The sequence below is a fragment of the Melittangium boletus DSM 14713 genome, assembly GCF_002305855.1.
Classification (GTDB): Bacteria; Myxococcota; Myxococcia; order Myxococcales; family Myxococcaceae; genus Cystobacter; species Cystobacter boletus.
Window position 1 is genome coordinate 8,982,227 of record NZ_CP022163.1, and the last position, 17,302, is coordinate 8,999,528.

Annotated in this window: 12 protein-coding genes; 8 read left to right on the forward strand and 4 right to left on the reverse strand. The window is 68.2% G+C overall.

Annotated elements, in window-relative coordinates:
* Nucleotides 1–31: 31 nt before the first annotated feature.
* From MEBOL_RS37220 to MEBOL_RS37235, 4 genes are all read left to right on the forward strand, one after another.
* Nucleotides 32–1,441, forward strand: a complete 1,410-nt coding sequence (locus MEBOL_RS37220; protein ID WP_095981852.1) for a hypothetical protein — start codon at nt 32–34, stop codon at nt 1,439–1,441.
* Nucleotides 1,438–2,103, forward strand: coding sequence for a hypothetical protein (locus MEBOL_RS37225; protein ID WP_095981853.1), 666 nt, complete (start codon nt 1,438–1,440; stop codon nt 2,101–2,103). Before MEBOL_RS37220 ends, MEBOL_RS37225 begins: the two co-directional genes overlap by 4 nt.
* Before the next feature lie 12 nt (nt 2,104–2,115).
* A complete protein-coding gene (locus MEBOL_RS37230) occupies nt 2,116–3,483 on the forward strand; it encodes a M50 family metallopeptidase (protein ID WP_095981854.1) in 1,368 nt (455 codons plus the stop codon).
* A gap of 395 nt (nt 3,484–3,878) precedes the next feature.
* Nucleotides 3,879–4,526, forward strand: coding sequence for a hypothetical protein (locus tag MEBOL_RS37235; RefSeq protein ID WP_095981855.1), 648 nt, complete (start codon nt 3,879–3,881; stop codon nt 4,524–4,526).
* Between the two features lie 208 nt (nt 4,527–4,734).
* Here the strand turns inward: MEBOL_RS37235 and MEBOL_RS37240 are convergent, their stop codons facing one another.
* Both MEBOL_RS37240 and MEBOL_RS37245 read right to left on the reverse strand, forming a co-directional pair.
* Nucleotides 4,735–5,586 carry a DUF5131 family protein gene (locus MEBOL_RS37240; RefSeq protein ID WP_095981856.1) on the reverse strand — a complete coding sequence of 284 codons (852 nt, stop codon included), beginning with the start codon at nt 5,584–5,586 and terminating at the stop codon, nt 4,735–4,737.
* Nucleotides 5,587–5,639: 53 nt separating this feature from the next.
* On the reverse strand, nt 5,640–6,761 hold the full coding sequence (locus tag MEBOL_RS37245; protein ID WP_095981857.1) for a three-Cys-motif partner protein TcmP: 1,122 nt from the start codon (nt 6,759–6,761) through the stop codon (nt 5,640–5,642).
* A 564-nt stretch (nt 6,762–7,325) separates the two neighbouring features.
* Here MEBOL_RS37245 and hrpA point away from each other — a divergent pair.
* Complete coding sequence (gene hrpA / locus MEBOL_RS37250) at nt 7,326–11,036, forward strand: ATP-dependent RNA helicase HrpA (RefSeq protein ID WP_095981858.1); 3,711 nt, start codon at nt 7,326–7,328, stop codon at nt 11,034–11,036.
* A 41-nt stretch (nt 11,037–11,077) separates the two neighbouring features.
* Here the strand turns inward: hrpA and MEBOL_RS37255 are convergent, their stop codons facing one another.
* Nucleotides 11,078–12,337 (reverse strand): PAS domain-containing sensor histidine kinase, encoded by a 1,260-nt coding sequence (locus MEBOL_RS37255; protein ID WP_095983241.1) that lies wholly within the window; start codon nt 12,335–12,337, stop codon nt 11,078–11,080.
* Nucleotides 12,338–12,496: 159 nt separating this feature from the next.
* On the opposite strand from MEBOL_RS37255, the gene MEBOL_RS37260 reads away from it, so the two are divergent.
* On the forward strand, nt 12,497–12,811 hold the full coding sequence (locus MEBOL_RS37260; RefSeq protein WP_095981859.1) for a hypothetical protein: 315 nt from the start codon (nt 12,497–12,499) through the stop codon (nt 12,809–12,811).
* Between the two features lie 167 nt (nt 12,812–12,978).
* Nucleotides 12,979–13,392 (forward strand): hypothetical protein, encoded by a 414-nt coding sequence (locus MEBOL_RS41655; RefSeq protein ID WP_157823900.1) that lies wholly within the window; start codon nt 12,979–12,981, stop codon nt 13,390–13,392.
* A 282-nt stretch (nt 13,393–13,674) separates the two neighbouring features.
* On the opposite strand, the gene MEBOL_RS37270 is transcribed toward MEBOL_RS41655, so the two are convergent.
* Nucleotides 13,675–14,544, reverse strand: a complete 870-nt coding sequence (locus tag MEBOL_RS37270) for a class I SAM-dependent methyltransferase (RefSeq protein ID WP_179956354.1) — start codon at nt 14,542–14,544, stop codon at nt 13,675–13,677.
* A 339-nt stretch (nt 14,545–14,883) separates the two neighbouring features.
* Between MEBOL_RS37270 and MEBOL_RS37275 the strand changes: the two genes are divergently transcribed.
* The gene (locus tag MEBOL_RS37275) at nt 14,884–17,196 is read left to right on the forward strand and encodes a kelch repeat-containing protein (protein WP_095981861.1); all 2,313 of its coding nucleotides are present in this window, start codon (nt 14,884–14,886) and stop codon (nt 17,194–17,196) included.
* The last annotated feature ends 106 nt before the right edge of the window (nt 17,197–17,302 follow it).

Here is a 17,302-nt window from a genome sequence, read left to right on the forward strand (position 1 = left end):
GCCGGGGAGGCTGGACGGTAGGCCCTTGCGTATGCGCGCGCCGCTTCTCTACTTGCTGCTGCTCGCCTTGCCGACCCTGGCGGCGGCGGATCCGCTCCAGGTGACGGCGGTGCCGCGGCAGGTGGTGCTCGGCCGGGATTCCGTGGTGGTGGTGCGCGTGGCGGTGCCGCCCGACTCCCCTCCCCTGCGCGCCACGGCCTCCACCGGCCAATTGACGCCCCTGGCCTCCCACCGGCCGGGCGAAGCCGCCTACTCGTGGACACCGCCGGACATCCGCTACCCGCTCCTGGCGGTCCTCGCCTTCTGGGTGGATCGGCCCGGCACGCCGCCCGAGGTCACCCCGCTCTACATTCCCCTGCTGGGCCGCATCACGCTGAACGTGGACACCCAGGGGGGCCCGGGCACCCAGGTGGTGGTGCAGGTGGCCGACACGAGCTTCGGCCCGCTCCCCACCAATCGCCGCGGCCGAGCCCAGGTGCCCGTCGAGGTGCCGCCGGGTGTCCATGAAGCGCGAGTGCTCGCCACCTCGAAACGCCAGAAGCTGCGGCGCACCATCCCGCTCGACGTGCCGCCCGAGCAACCGTTGATCGCGCTGCTGAGCCCTTCTCCCCTTCCCCAGGAGGAAGAGGGGTGGCTCGTCACGCTGGGCACGGAGCCCGTGCCGGGCTCGGCGTTGCGTCTGCGGGTGCGGGGCGCGAGCACCCAGGAGCACGCCCCGGGGGTGTTCCGGGTGAAGCCCGAGCCCAGCGCGAGCGCGGTCGTGGTGGAGGCGAAACGCACGGATGGTACGGCCACGGCGCACGCCTCGACCGAGGTGGTGCACGCCCCCGCCGTTCCCCCCGCGCCGCCTCCCCCCCTGGTGGTTCCCCTCACGTGGGAGCCACCTCCCCCCGCGCGAGTACGGCCCACTCCACGGCCCCCACCCACGACCTGGGGACTTTCACTGTCCACGCACGTCCTCGCGGGGGTCTTCCTCGCGGGGGGTGACAATCGAGGGCCGCAGGCCTCACTGGGCGTGGGGGTTCGCCTGCCCGGTCTCGGAGGCCGCCTCTCCCTGGAGGCGGAGGTCGGCGTGCGCCAGTCAGTGAGCCACCCGTCCGTGGAGCCCCTCGGAAGCCTGGACGCCCAGATCGTCGCCCTTCCGGTGCTGCTGTCGGCCCGGGTGCTGGCGTTCGAGCGTGGACGCTTGTCACTCCACGGCCGCGTGGGGGGCGGCGCGGTGTACTACACTCACCGCGCGACGAGCTCCTTCTTCGACACGCCGCTCGTTCAACGAGGGTGGACCTCCATGGGGTTTGTCGCGGTACAGGCCGCCTGGCGTCTGGGAGCGGTGAGCCCGCTGCTCGAGCTGCACGGCGCCTACTCCCTGGCGAACACCCCGCTGGTCGACGCGCGCTTCGGCGGGCTGTCCCTGTCCGTGGGCCTGAGGTACTCCCGATGAAAACGCCCTGGCCGCTCCTGCTCGTGGCGCTGGGCGCGTGCGAGCCCCAGTCGCTCCCCTCGCGCGAGCCCCGCATCCTCTCGGTGACACCCCTGAGCCAGCGCTCCGATGAATCCCGGGTCGTCATCGTCCAGTTGGACGAGGATCCCCTCTTCCTCGTGGACTACGGCCAGCCCTCGGCCCGCCTCGTCCAACTGCCCCAGTTGAAGCTCGGAAATTCGGTGAGCGTCCCCCTGGACACCTACCTGGGCCATGGCCAGTACCAGGGCCGCGTGGGCCCCATCTCCTACGGCGACTACGGCATCCAGGTGAGCCTGGGAGATGGACGCGAGGCGTCCTTCGCCGAGTCGACCTACGTGGTGAAGCGGGCGGTGAGCTACTCGTTCAACAGCATCGGCGCGCGGCGGGTGAATGAGTCCTTCGACATCACCCTCCACGTCGATGTGAAGGACGACCTGCCCTTCTCGGGCATGGCCTGGTTGCAGCTCTACAAGACGGGGGTCGAGTACGGTGCGCCCCTGTCGATCGGCCCCCTGACCGAGGGCGAGAATTCCTGGCCCCTCACCGTGTTGGATCCGGGTGACGACTACGTGGTCCGGATCACGGACGACCAGGGCAACGACGCCACCTCTCAAACCTTTCCGGTGGACCCGGAGAACTGAAGCACGAGGCCCATGAGCACGCATACCTCTCCCCCCTTCTCCTGGCAGTTCAACCTGGGCCGCATCCCCGTCGTGGTGGAGCCGAGCTTCTGGCTCATGACCGCGCTGTTCGGGCTGATCGGAGCCCGGGATGACATGAGCCGGGTGGTGATCTGGGTGGCCGTCTGCTTCGTCTCCATCCTCATCCACGAGCTGGGACATGCGCTCGCCGCCATGAGCCTGGGCTCGGACCTGGTGCACATCCGGCTCTATGAGTTCGGCGGATTGACGTACCACCAGGGGCTCAGCCGCTGGCGCGACGTGGCCATCACCGCCGCGGGGCCCCTGGCGGGCTTCCTGTTCGGCGGCATCATGGTGGCCGTCAACCGCTGGGTGCCGCCCACCACGGCTCAGGGTCACGTCATCTATTACTACCTGATGTTCGTGAACTTCTTCTGGGGCTTCGTCAACCTGCTGCCCGTGCTGCCCCTGGATGGAGGCCACATCCTCAACGGGGTGCTGGGCCCCAAGCGCCAGCGTCTCACGCTGTGGGTGGGCGTCGTCGTCGCGGCGGCGGTGACGGGCCTGGCGCTCTTCGCGCGCGCCATCTTCGTCGCCTTCATGTTCGGCCGCATGGCGTACACCTGCTGGCAGGCCCTGTCCTACACGCGCGACCTCAAGCCCCTGGAGCCCGCGCGTCCGCCCGACGTGGAGGAGCCCGTGAAGGAGCTGGTCGCGCGGGCCTGGAAGGCACTGCGCTCGGGACAGGAGAGCGAGGCGTCCCGCCTGGGCCACCTGGCCTTCTCCGTGGCCGCGCCGGGCGAGGAGAGCAACGCGGTGCGGGATCTGCTCGCCTGGGTGGCGCTCTCCGAGGGCAACCCCCGCGCCGCCCTGTCCCAGCTGGAGAAGGTGGAGCCTCCCCAGGCCGCGAAGCCCTACTCCCTGGCCATGGCGTACGAGGCCGCGGGGCTGCACGAGCGGGCGCTGACCCCCGCGCTCGCCGCGCTGGAGCAGGAGCCGTCCGAGGCGACGGTGGCGCTCGCGACACGCCTGTTGGTGCGCGCCCAGCGGCTAGAGGAAGCCGAGCGCACCGCGCGGGACTTCGCCTGGAAGAGCCTCGCCAAGCGCGACGCGCTGCTGGCGGACGTGGCCGTGGCCCGAGGGGATTTCAGCACCGCGGCGGAGTTGTTCGCGCGCACCTTCGAGAGCACCGGCCGCGCCGAGGAGGCCTACCAGGCCGCGCTCAACCACGCGCGGGGAGAGCAGGTGGAGCACGCCACCGAATGGCTCAAGCGCGCGCTCGACGCGGGCTACGACGACCTGGACACGGCCCGGAGCGAGCCCGCGCTGGCCACCGTGCGCGCGACGCCGGAGATCGCCCAGCGGCTCGCCACCCGTTAGGGCACTGGGCTTGCCCCAGTTCGGCTTTGTGACTGTGCGCGCGTCGGACTCTGACCACTTCAGCCCAGCATAGCAAGGCTGCCGCAACTTCCCGCTCATCCGGCCGCTCGTCAGTGCGCCAGCACCTTTTGCCTGCCTTCACACAGGGCGCAGGTGAACAGTGGGCAACGACGTCCTCCCTGCCCGACGTGGCCTTGTTCGGCTGACTGCTGTCGGCTGGGCTTGTGCCGTCGGTCTGGGTCCGGTAATGTATTTATAGGGCGGCCGGCCTAAGCTGCGAGCGGCTTCAAATTGGCGTGACGTTCCGTAGTATGCGCAGAAAACCGACGCTCAGGGTTCTCCCTGCGCCGGATGCGTAATCGCTCGACATCCAGGCGCGTGACCGGAGCACCTATATGGGTATCGTTTTTTCGTCTCTTGCGCACACCCTGCGTACCAAGTTGCCCATTGAGATGCAGTTGGGGCATGTGCACCAACTGCTCTCCGCCGCACTCGGCTACAATACCTACGCGGCTTTCAAGGCTTCGAAGGAAGAGGCGCCGTCATTCGACGACGCGCTGCATGTTGTTCTCGACCGCGCGCTCATTGACCAGCGAATGAGCGCACTCGGGTACTCGATGCCCGACGAAGACAACCTCCTGGCCCGTGCGATTCGCGAGACATTCAAGGAGCATCTGCCGGAGGCCAGTGTGTACGACGATGTCGAGCACCTGAAGGACGACCTCTTCTTCGACATCGTCAGAGACATCGAGAACAGCGGCTCATACAGCAGCGAGATTGCGATGACGAACGCGTACGGTGGGGATTTCGAGCTTGATCTCGATGAAGTCTCGCCGTTTGAGGAGCACGAGCCCGAATGGGACTTCACCGTGTCGGGCTCATCGTCCTTGGAGCAGGACCCGGATCAAGTCTACCACGGCGACGTGATTGATGTGTCCGCCACCGTCGTCTTCCAGAAGGTCGGCCGTCGCGTGCTGGGGAAGTTCGAGGTACTGGATATCGGCGCCCAGATCCGGCCGGAGCCGCTGGACTACGAGCTCTAAGAAACGCTGAGCCTGGGGCACCGTTCCATGCGATTGGCGCCCCAGCGCCCGGCCTCACTCGACCAACTTCTCCGCGTTGACGGGCGCAACACCTTTGGCTTGTTGGTCACGCAGGATGGCGGGGGTGATCCAGCTTTTCGTGATCAATCCCGCCCTCTTGCCGCTCGCCCAGTCCCGTCAAAGGCTGCCCTTGCGGCTGGCGTTCCCTCTAGACCACTGGGTGTGATGGCAGAGTTCGCAGTGACTGTGCCGCGTGACACTGCCATCGAAGGGCGACGCCCTCGACCTGCCGGATCAAGGTATCTCGCCCGGCAAGCGCTGGCGCAATCACGCTCTCGCGCGCAGGCAGGGCGTCGTATGTGCGGCCATCTAGCTCTCGACCCATCTTGCTCTTCTGGAACCCGCCCCACTGCTTGAAGAAGAAGGCGACCTGGGCTCTCTCGCACTGGTCCCGAATTGACGTGACCCACTCCCGCTTCATGGGTCTCGCGCCAGCACCGCTCTCTCCGCCAACGATGACCCAATGGATGTCGTCCAGGCGTACAGTCCCGAGATCCTCAAGAAGGGGTTCCACAGAGAGAAACCGTACCCGCGCCGGAGTTGTTCGGAGATGCTCGATGCGGGGCAGGCCGTAGCGACGGTCCTCCACACTCACGCCCCACCAAACGTTCGGGAGCTGTGCCGCAAAGGCGAGCTTTCCCTGGAGGAGGTCCCGCATCCGCTCAGACCGTTTCGTCAGCACTTGGAACGTGTGCCAAGTGGCCAGCTGCATCACACGGGCTACGGCGGCGATGTAGTCGTCGGGCACGGCCTCCAGGAACAGGTCGCTCATTGAGTTCACAAAGATCGTCTTCGGAGCCTTCCACCGCAATGGCTCTGCGAGCTTCTCGGGGACCAGACGAAGGTCGAAGCCCTGCTCGAAGGGGTGTCCAGGGACTCCACGGAACCGCTCAGCGAAGGTCTCCGCATAGCAGTGCTTGCAGCCGGGCGAGACCTTCCTGCATCCCCTGACCGGGTTCCATGTGGCATCGGTCCACTCGATGGCGCTCTGAAGGGACATAGCTCGCTCCTTTACTGAACGCTAGTTCAGCCATATACTCTCGGCAACCCTTCTTATCGTCCCGCTGGTGGGAATGTGACTCGAACATCTGGCGCGAACGTGACCTCGCCCTTCCGCTTTCGCCTCTTCGTCGCTGGAGGGTCCGCCTGCACCTTCCCGGCGGCTTCAAGCTGACGAAGGGCTGCCCTGTAGTTCTTCTCGACGAACGGCTTACCGACATGGTGCTTGTCGAAGATGTCCTGCATCCGCAGGGACTGCCCGGCGAAGTCGGCCAGCAACATCCCAGCAAGGTCGTCCAGCGGCCGGGTGAGGTCGAAGAGGATCGGGAACCGGGCATCGGCGGGGCTGTAACGAAAGGACGCTACCCCCTGCGGAGCGCTTGAACTCTCGCCAGCCATGATGCCCTTCATGATCGTGTAGCCAAGGACATGCTTGCTTACGAAGATGAGATGGTGGGTTGTCCTCGTGCCTCGGTCGTTGGTGAAGGCGAACGGCAGCACGTACTTGCCGCCCATCTCCCGCAAAGCCTCGGCAAGCTCCTCAACAATGGCCAACTCGCGGTCCTGGCTGCTCAACCCCTTCAACCTCGCGCGGAGAGCATCGGCACGCTCGTCACCAAAAAGTGCGTTCATGTGCTCGACCACGAACGGGTTGGTCAGCCCCATGTTGATGCGGTTGTAGTTGAAGAAGAACACACACTCGCAGGCCCAGTCCTTCAGCACTGAGTTGATGAGCCGGAGCGAGAGTCCCTTGTAGCCCCAGGGGTCCACGAAGCAGAGCGTCGGCACGAGCCTCATCTGCTCGAACATCTTCACGATCTCTTCGCCAACCTCCTGACTCTTCACAACCGGCTTGTGCGCGAGCATCTCAATCCCAGGAAGCGCAGCGATGGCTGCCTCCAGCGACCGCGCATGGGCCTCATCTTTGTCGTTGAAGAGCGCGACGAGCATCTTCCTCATCACAGGGTCGGCGATGGCCTTCTCTAAGATGAGGACGGGCGTTGACTTGGAACCGTCGGAGTAACGCCCCGGCCCCGCGAAAAGGTCGATGTAGGCGATCCGTTCGGCCCTCGCCCTCGGCATGATGACCTTCGCCCATGCCCAGAAGTAGTTGGCCACGATGGCCGCCTTGATTTCCGACTGCTCCTTCTGCTCCTCGAAGAAGCTGGTGGACATGCGCTGCTCCCGGTGTAAGTCCTACAGGTCTGACCCAATTGTACCACCTGTGTGCTCCGGCCCAGGCGGGGCGCCGATTCCGGAGCATGTGGGACGCCCATTCCGACGACGCGCATAAGTCGCGGCGCAGCTTGATCGGAAACGCTCGCAATGCGACGTGGCACCGCAGCCTGGAGACTGCGGCGACGGGTGAGCAACGCCAGCGAACTGACTAAGGGGCCCCAAGGCGCCTCCCTCGGAGGCGCCTCGTCTGCCGCGGTGAGCAACGCCATCCGCGTGCTCCCCGCAGCGGCAAAGCCGAGCGAGGAGGAGGAACCAGCAGCGCCGGTACTCCCCCTGCGCGCCCCCACCTGCCCATCCCCAGCACACCTCGCCAGGGCACGCGCTACCGTTGGGTTCCAGGGCACCCATCCTCCACGGGTTCGAATCCCGTCGGGGACACTGTCGTTCGCAGGCAGGTGCGTATTGCGTGCAGGGAGAATTCCCCCAGAAACGCCGGGCGCGCAGGCGCCCACACACTTCGTCAGGGGCGGAGCGTGCGCTTCAGTGCTAGGCCATGCTTCCATGTCCGGCGACTTACCCATTCCGCCCACCGGCGGCTTGCCCACCCTGCACTTCCCCCCCGAACTCCCCATCTCGAGCCGGGTGGAGGACATCACCGCGGCCATCACCGCCCATCAGGTGGTCATTGTCGCGGGGGCCACCGGCTCGGGGAAGACGACGCAGCTGCCGAAAGTCCTGCTCGCCATGGGGCGCGGCCGCCCGCGCCAGATTGGCGTCACCCAGCCCCGGCGTATCGCCGCGACGAGCGTGGCGGCGCGCGTGGCACGCGAGCTCGGCACGGAGCTGGGCACGGACGTCGGCTACCAGATTCGCTTCGAGGACCGCTCGTCCCGGCGGACGGCCGTGAAGTTCATGACCGACGGGGTCCTGCTCGCGCAGATTCACAGCGACCCGCTCCTGCGCCGCTACGACACGGTCGTGCTCGACGAGGCCCACGAGCGCAGCCTCACCATCGACTTTCTGCTCGGGTGGCTCAAGCGCATCCTCCCCAGGCGCCCCGACCTCAAGGTGGTGGTGAGCTCGGCCACCATCGAGACCGAGCGCTTCTCGCGGTTCTTCGGGGGGGCTCCGGTCATCCAGGTGGAGGGCCGGACCTTCCCGGTGGACGTGCTCTACGAGCCGCCCCCCGAGGACGCCGAGCTCGCCGACTCCGTCGCCGATGCGGTGGCGGACGTGCTCTCGCTCGACCCGGACGGGGACATCCTCGTGTTCCTCCCCGGGGAGCGGGAAATCCGCGAGGCCGAGAATGCCCTGAACGCACGCGAGCTCCGCGGCACGGTGGTGCAGCCCCTGTATGCGCGCCTGTCGGCCGCCGAGCAGTCGCGCGTCTTCGCCACCCTCCCCCAGCGCCGGGTCATCCTCGCCACCAACGTCGCGGAGACGTCGGTCACCCTCCCGGGAATCGTGTACGTCGTGGACACGGGGGTGGCGCGCCTGTCGCGCTACGACCCGCGCTCGGGCACCACCCGCCTGCACATCGAGCCGGTCTCCCAGGCCAGCGCCGACCAGCGCAAAGGGCGCTGCGGCCGCGTGCGCGAGGGAATCTGCGTGCGCCTCTACGACGAGGCGAGCTTCACCACGCGGCCCGCCTTCACCGACCCGGAAATCAAGCGCACCGGGCTCGCGGGGGTCATCCTGCGGATGAAGTCCCTCGGCCTCGGTGACGTCGAGGACTTCCCCTTCCTCGACCCGCCCCAGCCGAGGGCCATCGCCGAGGGCTGGCGGGTGCTCGAGGAGCTCGGGGCCATCGAGGGCAAGGAGCGCACCTTGACGCCGCTCGGGAACCAGCTCGCGCGCTTCCCGGTGGACCCGCGCATCGCGCGGATGATTCTCGCCGGCGCCGAGTACGGGTGCCTGGACGAGGTGCTCATCGTCGCCGCGGCGCTCAACCTGCAGGACCCGCGCGAGCGGCCACGGGAGCTCGCGCAGAAGGCGGACGAGCTGCACCGGCGCTTCCGTGACGAGCACTCGGACTTCACGGGGCTCCTCAAGCTGTGGGAGTTCGTGCGCGAGGCCGAGGGCCGGGGGACGTCCCATCTGCGGCGCGTGTGCCGGGACAACTTCCTGTCCTTCCCGCGGGTGCGCGAGTGGCGGGACGTCCAGCGCCAGCTCGAGGAGACCGTCCGCGAGCTGCGCCTGCCGCGCAAGGGCCGGGGCGCTCCGTCGCGCGGGGACGCCCTGCACCAGGCGCTCCTCACCGGGCTCATGTCCCGCATCGGCCAGTGGAATCCGGAGCAGCGCCACTATACGGGCGCGAAGCAGACGCGCTTCATGGTTCACCCCTCGTCGGCGCTCGCGAAAAAGCCCCCCGCCTGGGTGATGGCGTTCGAGCTCGTGGAGACGTCCCAGCTGTTCGCGCGCACCGTGGCGAAGCTCGACCCGGAGTGGCTCGCGGCGGCGGCCCCCCACCTGCTCAAGCGCAGCTACTCCGAGCCGCACTGGTCGGAGAAGTCCGCGCGCGCCGTGGTGAAGGAGAACGCGACCCTCTTCGGGCTTCAGGTCTTCAAGGAGCGCCCCGTGTCCCTGGCCAGCATGGACCCCGCGCGGGCACGGCTGATGTTCCTCGAGCATGCCCTGGTGCGCGGCGAGTACCGCACCCGGGGGGCGTTCCAGGAGAAGAACCGCCAGGTGCTCGAGCGCGTGGCACGCCTGCGGGACAAGGCCCGGCGCGGCGAGCTGCTCGACAGCGAGGCGCTGCTGACGTTCTTCGACCAGCGCCTCCCGGCGGACGTGACGGACGGAGCGAGCTTCGAGGCCTGGCGCCGCAAGGCCGAGGCGGCCGACCCCGACGTGCTCGTCCTCTCGATGGAGGATGCCCTCGCGCACGACCCGGACCTGTCCCCGGCGCACTACCCGGACGCCATCACCCTGCACGGCGCGTCCGTGCCGGTGACGTACACCTTCGACCCCGCGGCCGAGGACGACGGCATCACCCTGAGCGTGCCGCTGCTGCTGCTCGCACCGTTGGTCCCGGGTGAGCTCGACTGGACCATCCCCGGGCGGCAGCGGGAGAAACTCACCGCCCTGCTCGAGCAGCTCCCCCGCGCCCAGCGCAAGCAACTGGGGCCGGTGCCGGACCTGGTCGACCGTCTCGAGAAGGAGCTGGTGCCCTTTCGCGGGCCGATGATTCCAGCGCTCGCGCGTGCGGTGTCCCGGCTGTGCGGCGTGGACGTGCCCGAGGAATCTCTCCGGGCGGATGCCGTGGCGCCGTACCTGCGCCTCACGCTCCGGGTGCTCGACGAGCGGGGAAAGGAGCTCGCGCGGAGCCGCGACGCCGATGCGCTGATCGAGCAATACGGGGGACGTGCACGGGCGGCGCTGCGCAGCGCGGCACCGACTTCGGACTGGGATCGCAAGGGGCTGACGGCCTGGACCTTCGGCGAGCTGCCCCCCGTGGTCACCCGGCGGGTCGGCGGGCTCGAGGTCCGCGGCTACCCCGCGCTCGTCGACCGGGGCGCCGCCGTGGACCTGGTGCTGCTCGAGACCTCCTCCGCCGCCGACGCGGCCACGCGCACGGGGGTCCGCCGGCTCCTGATGCTCGCCGCGCGCGGACACGTGGCCGTCAGCGCCGCGCGCATGCCGCCGCCCTTCCCGTCCCTGGACGGCGCGCCGCCCGCCCGGGGCCAGGCCGACGCCTTCCGGGCGCTCGTCCTCGCCCGCAGCGTCGACGATGCGTTCGAGCTCGCACCCGGTGCGCCGCTGCCCCGCACGCAGGCGGCCTTCGAGGCGCTGATCCGTGAGGGCTCACCGCGCATCGAGCGTGCGGCCCGGGACTGGGCGGACGCCGTCGCCGCCACCTCCTGGGAGCTCGCCGCGACGCTCGGTGCACTCAAGGCGGCATCAAAGGGGCCGAGCGGCGCGGCGGCCGTGCGGGACATCCGCTCGCAGCTCGGGCACCTGTTCCCCGCGAACCTCATCGAGTGGATTCCCTTCGTGCACCTGCTGAACTACCCGCGCTACCTCCGCGCGGCCCAGGCACGGCTGTCGCGTGCGGTGGCGAACCCCGGCAAGGACGCGGGGAAGTCCGCGCCCTTCACCCCCCTGTGGGAGACCTTCCTCGCCAGGCGCGCCACCGTGCGTGACCAGGAGACGGCGCGGGAGCTGCGGTGGGCCTTCGAGGAGCTCCGCGTGGCCATCTTCGCTCCGGAGGTGACGACGCCCGTGTCGGTGACGGTGACGAAGGTCGGCGCGGCCCTCGCGGCGCTGCGCTAGAAGCGAGTGGCTGTGTGCTGCCGCCCGACGGGGAGGGGTGCTCACTGGCGCTGGAGCTGCTTGAGCGGCAGCGAGACGAGAAAGGTCGACCCCTCCCCGGGGGTGCTCCGCGCCTGGATGCGACCCCTGTGCCGCTCGACAATCTTGCGGCAGATGGCGAGGCCAATCCCCGTGCCCTCGTACTGACCACGCCCGTGCAGGCGCTGAAACACGTCGAAGATGCGCCCGGCGAACTTCTCCTCGAAGCCGATGCCGTTGTCCGCCACCACCAGCTCACACTGCTGCGAGCGCGGCTCCACCGTGCCGCGCACGGAGATGACGGGAGGCACTCCCTCGCGGCGGAACTTGAGGGCGTTGCCCACCAGGTTCTGCAGGAGCTGGCGCATCTGCGTGGCATCCGCCTCGAGCACGGGCAGCTCTCCCAGCGTGACGGTCGCTCCCGCCCGCTCGATCACCGTCTCCAGGTCCGTCAGCACCTCGCGGGCGACGACGGCGAGGTTCACCTGGGTATAGGGCCGGGCGTTCGACGACACCCGGGAGAAGGAGAGCAGGTCATCGATGAGCCGGCGCATGCGCGTCGCGGCCCCCTGCATGCGCTCGACGTAGTCGCGGCCCTCGGCGCTGAGCGTGGCGGCGGACGTCTTCACCAGGCGCTCGCCAAAGGTCTGGATCTTCCGCAGCGGCTCCTGCAGGTCGTGCGAGGCCACGTACGCGAAGCTCTCCAGCTCGCGGTTGGAGCGCTCCAGAGCGAACTGGGAGCGCTTGAGCTCGGTGATGTCGGTGAGGATGACCGTGAAGCCGCTGATCTCCTGCCCGCTCCGGATGGGCGCGACCCGGGCCATGTACCACTCGGCGCCGGTGTGGAGGGAGGGAGGAATCTCGAAGGCCTGGCGCTCCCCGGTCGTGAGCACCTTCTGGATGACGTCGCGGACCGGCTCGACCATGTACGGATCGAACCAGGAATAGAGAATGGTCCCCATCGCCATCTCGGGGGTGTGCATGGGCAGGGTGTAATTGATGAAGCGAATCCGCGCCTCGAGATCACAGGCGAACATGATGTTCGGCGACTGCTCGATCAGCGTTTGGAGGCCGAACATCCCCTCCATCTTCTTCTCGTGGCTCGCCGCCAGCCGGGTGGCCAGGTCATTGAGCGCCACGGCCAGCGGAGCGAGCGGTCCACTCCCCCCACGCAAGGGAGCATGGGGCTGATGGGCCGCCATCTTCCCAACCAGCTCGAGCAACTCCGCGACCGTCGTCTCGGGAGCCGGTACCGCCGCCGGAGCTTCGTCCTCTGTACTCATGTCCCACCCTTGGCACGGCACGCGCCCCGCGGTCGTGGTGGTGACCATGGCCGTGACCGTGGCGATGACCATAGCGCGGACTTTCCAGCGCCTCTACCCGCCCACCCGCGCTTGACCGCCAGCCCCGCGATGCGATGGTTGCGCGCTCGGAGGGCTTCAATGCTCGGGAACATTCTCATCGGTGTCGCGGGTGTCTTGGTCCTTTTCGTCACGGTGGTGGCCACACGGCCGTCCGCCTATCACGTCGAGCGCGAGCTCGCGGTCGCTGCTCCACCCGATCTCGTGTTCGGTGTTCTCAACGACCTCCATCAGTTCGCGGGTGGCATGTTCATGAACATGGACAACATGCTCGGCGCCGACATCGAGAAGGGGCTCGCCCAACTGAAGGCCGTCGCAGAGGGCAAGCAGGTAGCAGTAGCGGCCGCTGGCGCGGCTCGGGCTGACGCCGACAAGGGAGGGCGAAGGCCGGGGTAGCTGGTCGTCCTGGAGCTGGCCCCCTCGCATGCCGCGTGTCGCCGAGCTGTGGGCTGGAATGGGCGGTCGCCCCGATGCCGCGAAAACCGATTACCAGGGATCGACAGGTCGTCGCGGACAAAGTAGGTTACTCCAGTTTTTCAGCTTTCGACATATAGGAGGAACTTATGAAAGCCGCACATCTGGTCTTTGTTGGCATTCTACTTTTGGGCACAGCCGCGTCTGCTGGGGAAAGAAAGAACGTCGAAGTCAAAATCAACTGTCCCGTTTCGACCCTCTGTATTGCATCAGGCTCGATGGCTGGGGCTTACAATTCATCCGACTCGACCCAATTCATTGAGTGCGCGTTTCAGGTGAATGCCTCATCGTCCGATGTGTACAACTATGTGAGATGCGATGCCAAGGATAGCAAAGGCGCTACGGGGTGGTGCGAGGTTTCCGGCGCTTCCCAGGCTTACGTTGATGTGATTCAAGAGCTCGCCGACACCGACGTCATTCAGTTTTCATACAACCCGGCCGACCACAAGTGCTCCGGTTTGTTGGTCAGGAAGGGCTCCGCACAGAACCCCCGGGGAATGTGAATGGGTTCGGTTGCACGTATCAGATATTGTGAGCGATCCGAGGGCACCATCGGATAGCGCCTCCCGCCTGGTCGTCCTCGGACCTCGTCGAGTTCATCGCTCAGCGCCCACACCCGTCACGAGGTGGACCCACGCATCCAGTCGAACGACTCCGTCTCGCAAGTGGCGCGAGAAGCGTTCCGTCAAGGCTCGACGCGCGTTGCCGCGCACAACATGGCTTGGTGCGAATGCTACGCTTCGACCATCCGGCCTCGAGCAGCGCCGCGCGAAGCCGGACGATCGTCATGCCGTTGCTCCTGTCGTCTTCACGTGCACGATGGCTGGCGGCAGGTTGCGCAGTCCCGGGAGCCGCGAACACAGCCGGAGCAGTGCACCGCTGGGCCCGCGCGCGAACACACCGTAGTTGACCGCCGAGGTCGACGCCACGCGCGGGCTCCACCTTCGAAGTAACGGCTCGATGTCGTCGCGGCGGATGCCCCACGGCATCGGCGGCGCGCGGTAGTATTTCGTCTTCTGGAAGCCCTTGAGCGTCTTCCTCGAGAACCACGGCGGGATGGTGTCGAACATCAACTCCACGCCAGGGCAGCGATCGACGATGGCCACGAAGAGCCGCCGCACGTCGGCCTCCTCGAAGTACATGAAGAGCCCTTGCGCCGAGACGAAAACGCCGCGTGCCGGGTCCACCTCATCGAGCCATCCGAGGTCGAGCGCGCTCTTCGGCACGTAGCGGCACCGCTCCGAAGGAGGCAGAAAGCGCTCACGCACCGCGATGGCCTCGGGCACGTCGACGCAGAGCCACTGGACGCGACCGTCGTCGCAGCGGTGGGACTGCGTCTCCAACCCGGCGCCGAGCTCGACGACGGTGCCACCTGGATGAGCGTGAAGCCAGGGGCGCAGGGCGTCGTCGAACACGCGTGAGCGCATCGGGTGGGACGCGTCCGGCTTGCCGAAGCTGCGCTCGTAGTCGTAGTCGATCGACTCGTACACGCGCACGCACTCGGGATCGCGCAGGAACCCGTCGGGGCGCCGGGCTTCGCCCGCGCGATTGTACAGCGTCCACAGCATCGTCTCGGGGACGCCGGTGAGATTGATGGGAATCCCCTCCTGGGTCGAAGGGTCCTCTGCTCGCTCCGTCGTGGGATCGCCGCTCATGCGCCTCTCCAGTTGATAATGAAAATGCGAATCATTATCATCATCTTCTAGAAGTTCGCGCTTTCCGTCAAGGCCGACGCACGGTGCGCGGAGCGTTCACTTGGGGCTCATGTGCGCCGTGGAGCCCCAGGAACCGGAGCGAGCCCGCGCTGGCCACCGTGCGCGCGACGCCGGCAAGCTCGCCCTCGAAGGCTGGCCTGAAGCCGAGCGCTCCCGGGGGAGTGACGGGCTTCACTCCCCCCCCGTGAGCGCCATCACAGCCAGGATCGCAGGGGACGGGCACTGTGGGTTTCAGAGAGCGGGCATGGCGCCCATCTCCCTCAAGGACCCCATCCCCCCATGCAGCGCTTCCGTTCCCTCTCGCTCCTTTCCCTCGTGCTGGTGTGGCTCGCCGCCTGCCACTCGGAGCAGAACCCCGCCAGTCCCGTCACCGGCTCGGTGCAGTTCGCCACCTCCACGCGCCAGGCGCTCTCCGCCAGCGACATCTCCCGCGTCACCGTCACCTCCTCGGCCTCGGACATGCCCTCCCTCGAGACGGAGCTGGCGCGGACCGACGGCGTGTGGGGCGGCGTCATCGGCAACATCCCCGCTGGCACCGACCGCGCCTTCCTCGCCCAGGCTTTCGACTCGACCGGCAACCTGCGCTTCGAGGGCCACGCCGAGGGCATCACCGTGGCGGCTGGCGAGGTGACGCTCGTCACCCTCACGCTCCAGGAGCTGACACCCGATGTGCCCTACACCAACGAGGCACCCCTCATCGACTCCGTGGTGGCCGCGCCCCTGGTGGTGGCGCCCGGCGGTAGTGTGACGCTGGCCGCCAGCGCGCATGATCCCAACCCCGGCGATACCCTGCGGTACGCGTGGAGCGCCTCCGAGGGCGTCTTCGCCTCGCCCTCCCAGGCCGGCACCACCTGGAGCGCTCCGGCCACCTCCGGCCCCGTCACCCTCACGCTCACCGTGAGCGACTCGCTCGGCGCCGCTTCCTCCGTGTCCCTCACCGTGCGCGTCTCCACCGGCGAGGGCGGCGCGGTGCTCGACGTGCGCTTCAACAGCCGCCCCGTGGTGGTGGGCTTCACCTCCACCCAGTCCGCCCTCGGCGTGGGCGAGCAGACGGCGCTCTCCGTTTCCGCCACCGACAGTGACTCCGACGCCCTCAGCTACCAGTGGAGCGCCACCTGCGCGGGCTTCTTCGACAACACCACCTCGGCCAGCGCGATCTTCACCCCCACCGCGCTGCCCGGCGATGCCTGCAACAATTGCCTGGTGAACGTGGCCGTCTCCGATGGGCGCGGCGGCGAGACCACCGCCACCCTCGCCCTGTGCGTGGCCCCTAGCGCCTCCCTCCACCTGCCGCCCACCCTCGTGCGCTCCTACCAGTCCGCCCTCTCCGCCCGGCCCTCGCAGCAGCTCACCTTCGAGGTGGTGGCCAGCGACCCGGAGAACAGCCCGCTCGCCTTCGCCTGGAGCGCTCCGGCCGGCACGCTCGGCACCGCCGCCACCGCCGCCTCCAGCAGCCGCGTGAGCTGGACGGCCCCCACCTGCTCGCGGGACGGTGCCAACCTCTCCGTCACCGCCACCGTCACCAATGGCTTTGGCCTGAGCAGCTCCCGCGCCTTCTCCATCTCCGTGGCCGGGCTGCCCTCCTGCACCCTGGGGAGCTGGGCGGCCACCGGCACCATGGGCTCGCCGCGCTTCTGGCATGAGGCGACGCGCCTGAACAACGGCAAGGTGCTCGTCACCGGTGGCGCCATCAACAGGTCCAATACCGCGACCGCGACGGCCGAGCTGTATGACCCGGCCAGCGGCACCTGGACGGCCGTCCCCCCCATGGCCTCGACCCGCATGCTGCACAGGGCGACGCTGCTGCCCAACGGCAAGGTCCTCGTCGCGGGGGGAAGCAATCGCGCCACCGCCGAGCTGTATGACCCGGCCACCAACACCTGGTCCTCCGCGGGGGCCATGGCCTCGGCGCGCGAGTCGCACACGGCCACGCTGCTGCCCAACGGCAAGGTCCTCGTCGCCGGAGGAATGGCCTTCTCCGCCGTCCACGGCACCGCCGAGCTGTACGACCCGGCCACCAACACCTGGTCCTCCGCGGGCACCATGGCATGGCCGCATGAGGACCACACGGCCACGCTGCTGAGCAATGGCCAGGTGCTCGTCGCGGGAGGCAGCTACAACACCAACACCAGCATCACCGCCGCCGAGCTGTATGACCCGGCCACCAACACCTGGTCCTCCGCGGCGGGCCTGCTCACGCCCCGCCGCGGCCACACGGCGACGCTGCTGCCGAGTGGCAAGGTGCTCATCGCGGGCGGCTTCAATGGCCAGTACTTCCCGAGCGTCGACGTGTACGAGCCGGCCACCAACACCTGGTCCTCGACCGCCGCCATGGCCTCGGCGCGCGGTTCGCACACGGCGACGCTGCTGCCGAGTGGCAAGGTGCTCGTCTCGGGCGGGTACAACTACTCGGGCTACCTCTCCGTCGCCGAGGTGTACGACCCGGCCACCCAGACCTGGGTCACCACCGCCGCCATGAACTCGGGGCGAGAGTCCTCCGTGGCGACGATGCTGAACAACGGCCAGGTGCTCGTCTCGGGCGGCGTGGCCTCCAGCGGCGTCCACGCCAGCGCCGAGCTGTACACCCCCTGAGTCCCTGACCAGGCGCGAGCCACCGCTGGCGGAGGGGAGGAGCCGTCTCACTTCATGGAGGCCGCGAGGCCTCCGCCAGGTTGTCCCCGACGGGATTCGAACCCGT

Coding starts and splice junctions, on each gene's coding strand:
- MEBOL_RS37255 (WP_095983241.1), bottom strand. CDS start 12,337: ATGAGTACAGAGGACGAAGCTCCGGCGGCGGTACCGGCTCCCGAGACG.
- MEBOL_RS37260 (WP_095981859.1), top strand. CDS start 12,497: ATGCTCGGGAACATTCTCATCGGTGTCGCGGGTGTCTTGGTCCTTTTC.
- MEBOL_RS37240 (WP_095981856.1), bottom strand. CDS start 5,586: ATGTCCCTTCAGAGCGCCATCGAGTGGACCGATGCCACATGGAACCCG.
- MEBOL_RS37220 (WP_095981852.1), top strand. CDS start 32: ATGCGCGCGCCGCTTCTCTACTTGCTGCTGCTCGCCTTGCCGACCCTG.
- MEBOL_RS37225 (WP_095981853.1), top strand. CDS start 1,438: ATGAAAACGCCCTGGCCGCTCCTGCTCGTGGCGCTGGGCGCGTGCGAG.
- MEBOL_RS37235 (WP_095981855.1), top strand. CDS start 3,879: ATGGGTATCGTTTTTTCGTCTCTTGCGCACACCCTGCGTACCAAGTTG.
- hrpA (WP_095981858.1), top strand. CDS start 7,326: ATGTCCGGCGACTTACCCATTCCGCCCACCGGCGGCTTGCCCACCCTG.
- MEBOL_RS41655 (WP_157823900.1), top strand. CDS start 12,979: ATGAAAGCCGCACATCTGGTCTTTGTTGGCATTCTACTTTTGGGCACA.
- MEBOL_RS37245 (WP_095981857.1), bottom strand. CDS start 6,761: ATGTCCACCAGCTTCTTCGAGGAGCAGAAGGAGCAGTCGGAAATCAAG.
- MEBOL_RS37270 (WP_179956354.1), bottom strand. CDS start 14,544: ATGAGCGGCGATCCCACGACGGAGCGAGCAGAGGACCCTTCGACCCAG.
- MEBOL_RS37275 (WP_095981861.1), top strand. CDS start 14,884: ATGCAGCGCTTCCGTTCCCTCTCGCTCCTTTCCCTCGTGCTGGTGTGG.
- MEBOL_RS37230 (WP_095981854.1), top strand. CDS start 2,116: ATGAGCACGCATACCTCTCCCCCCTTCTCCTGGCAGTTCAACCTGGGC.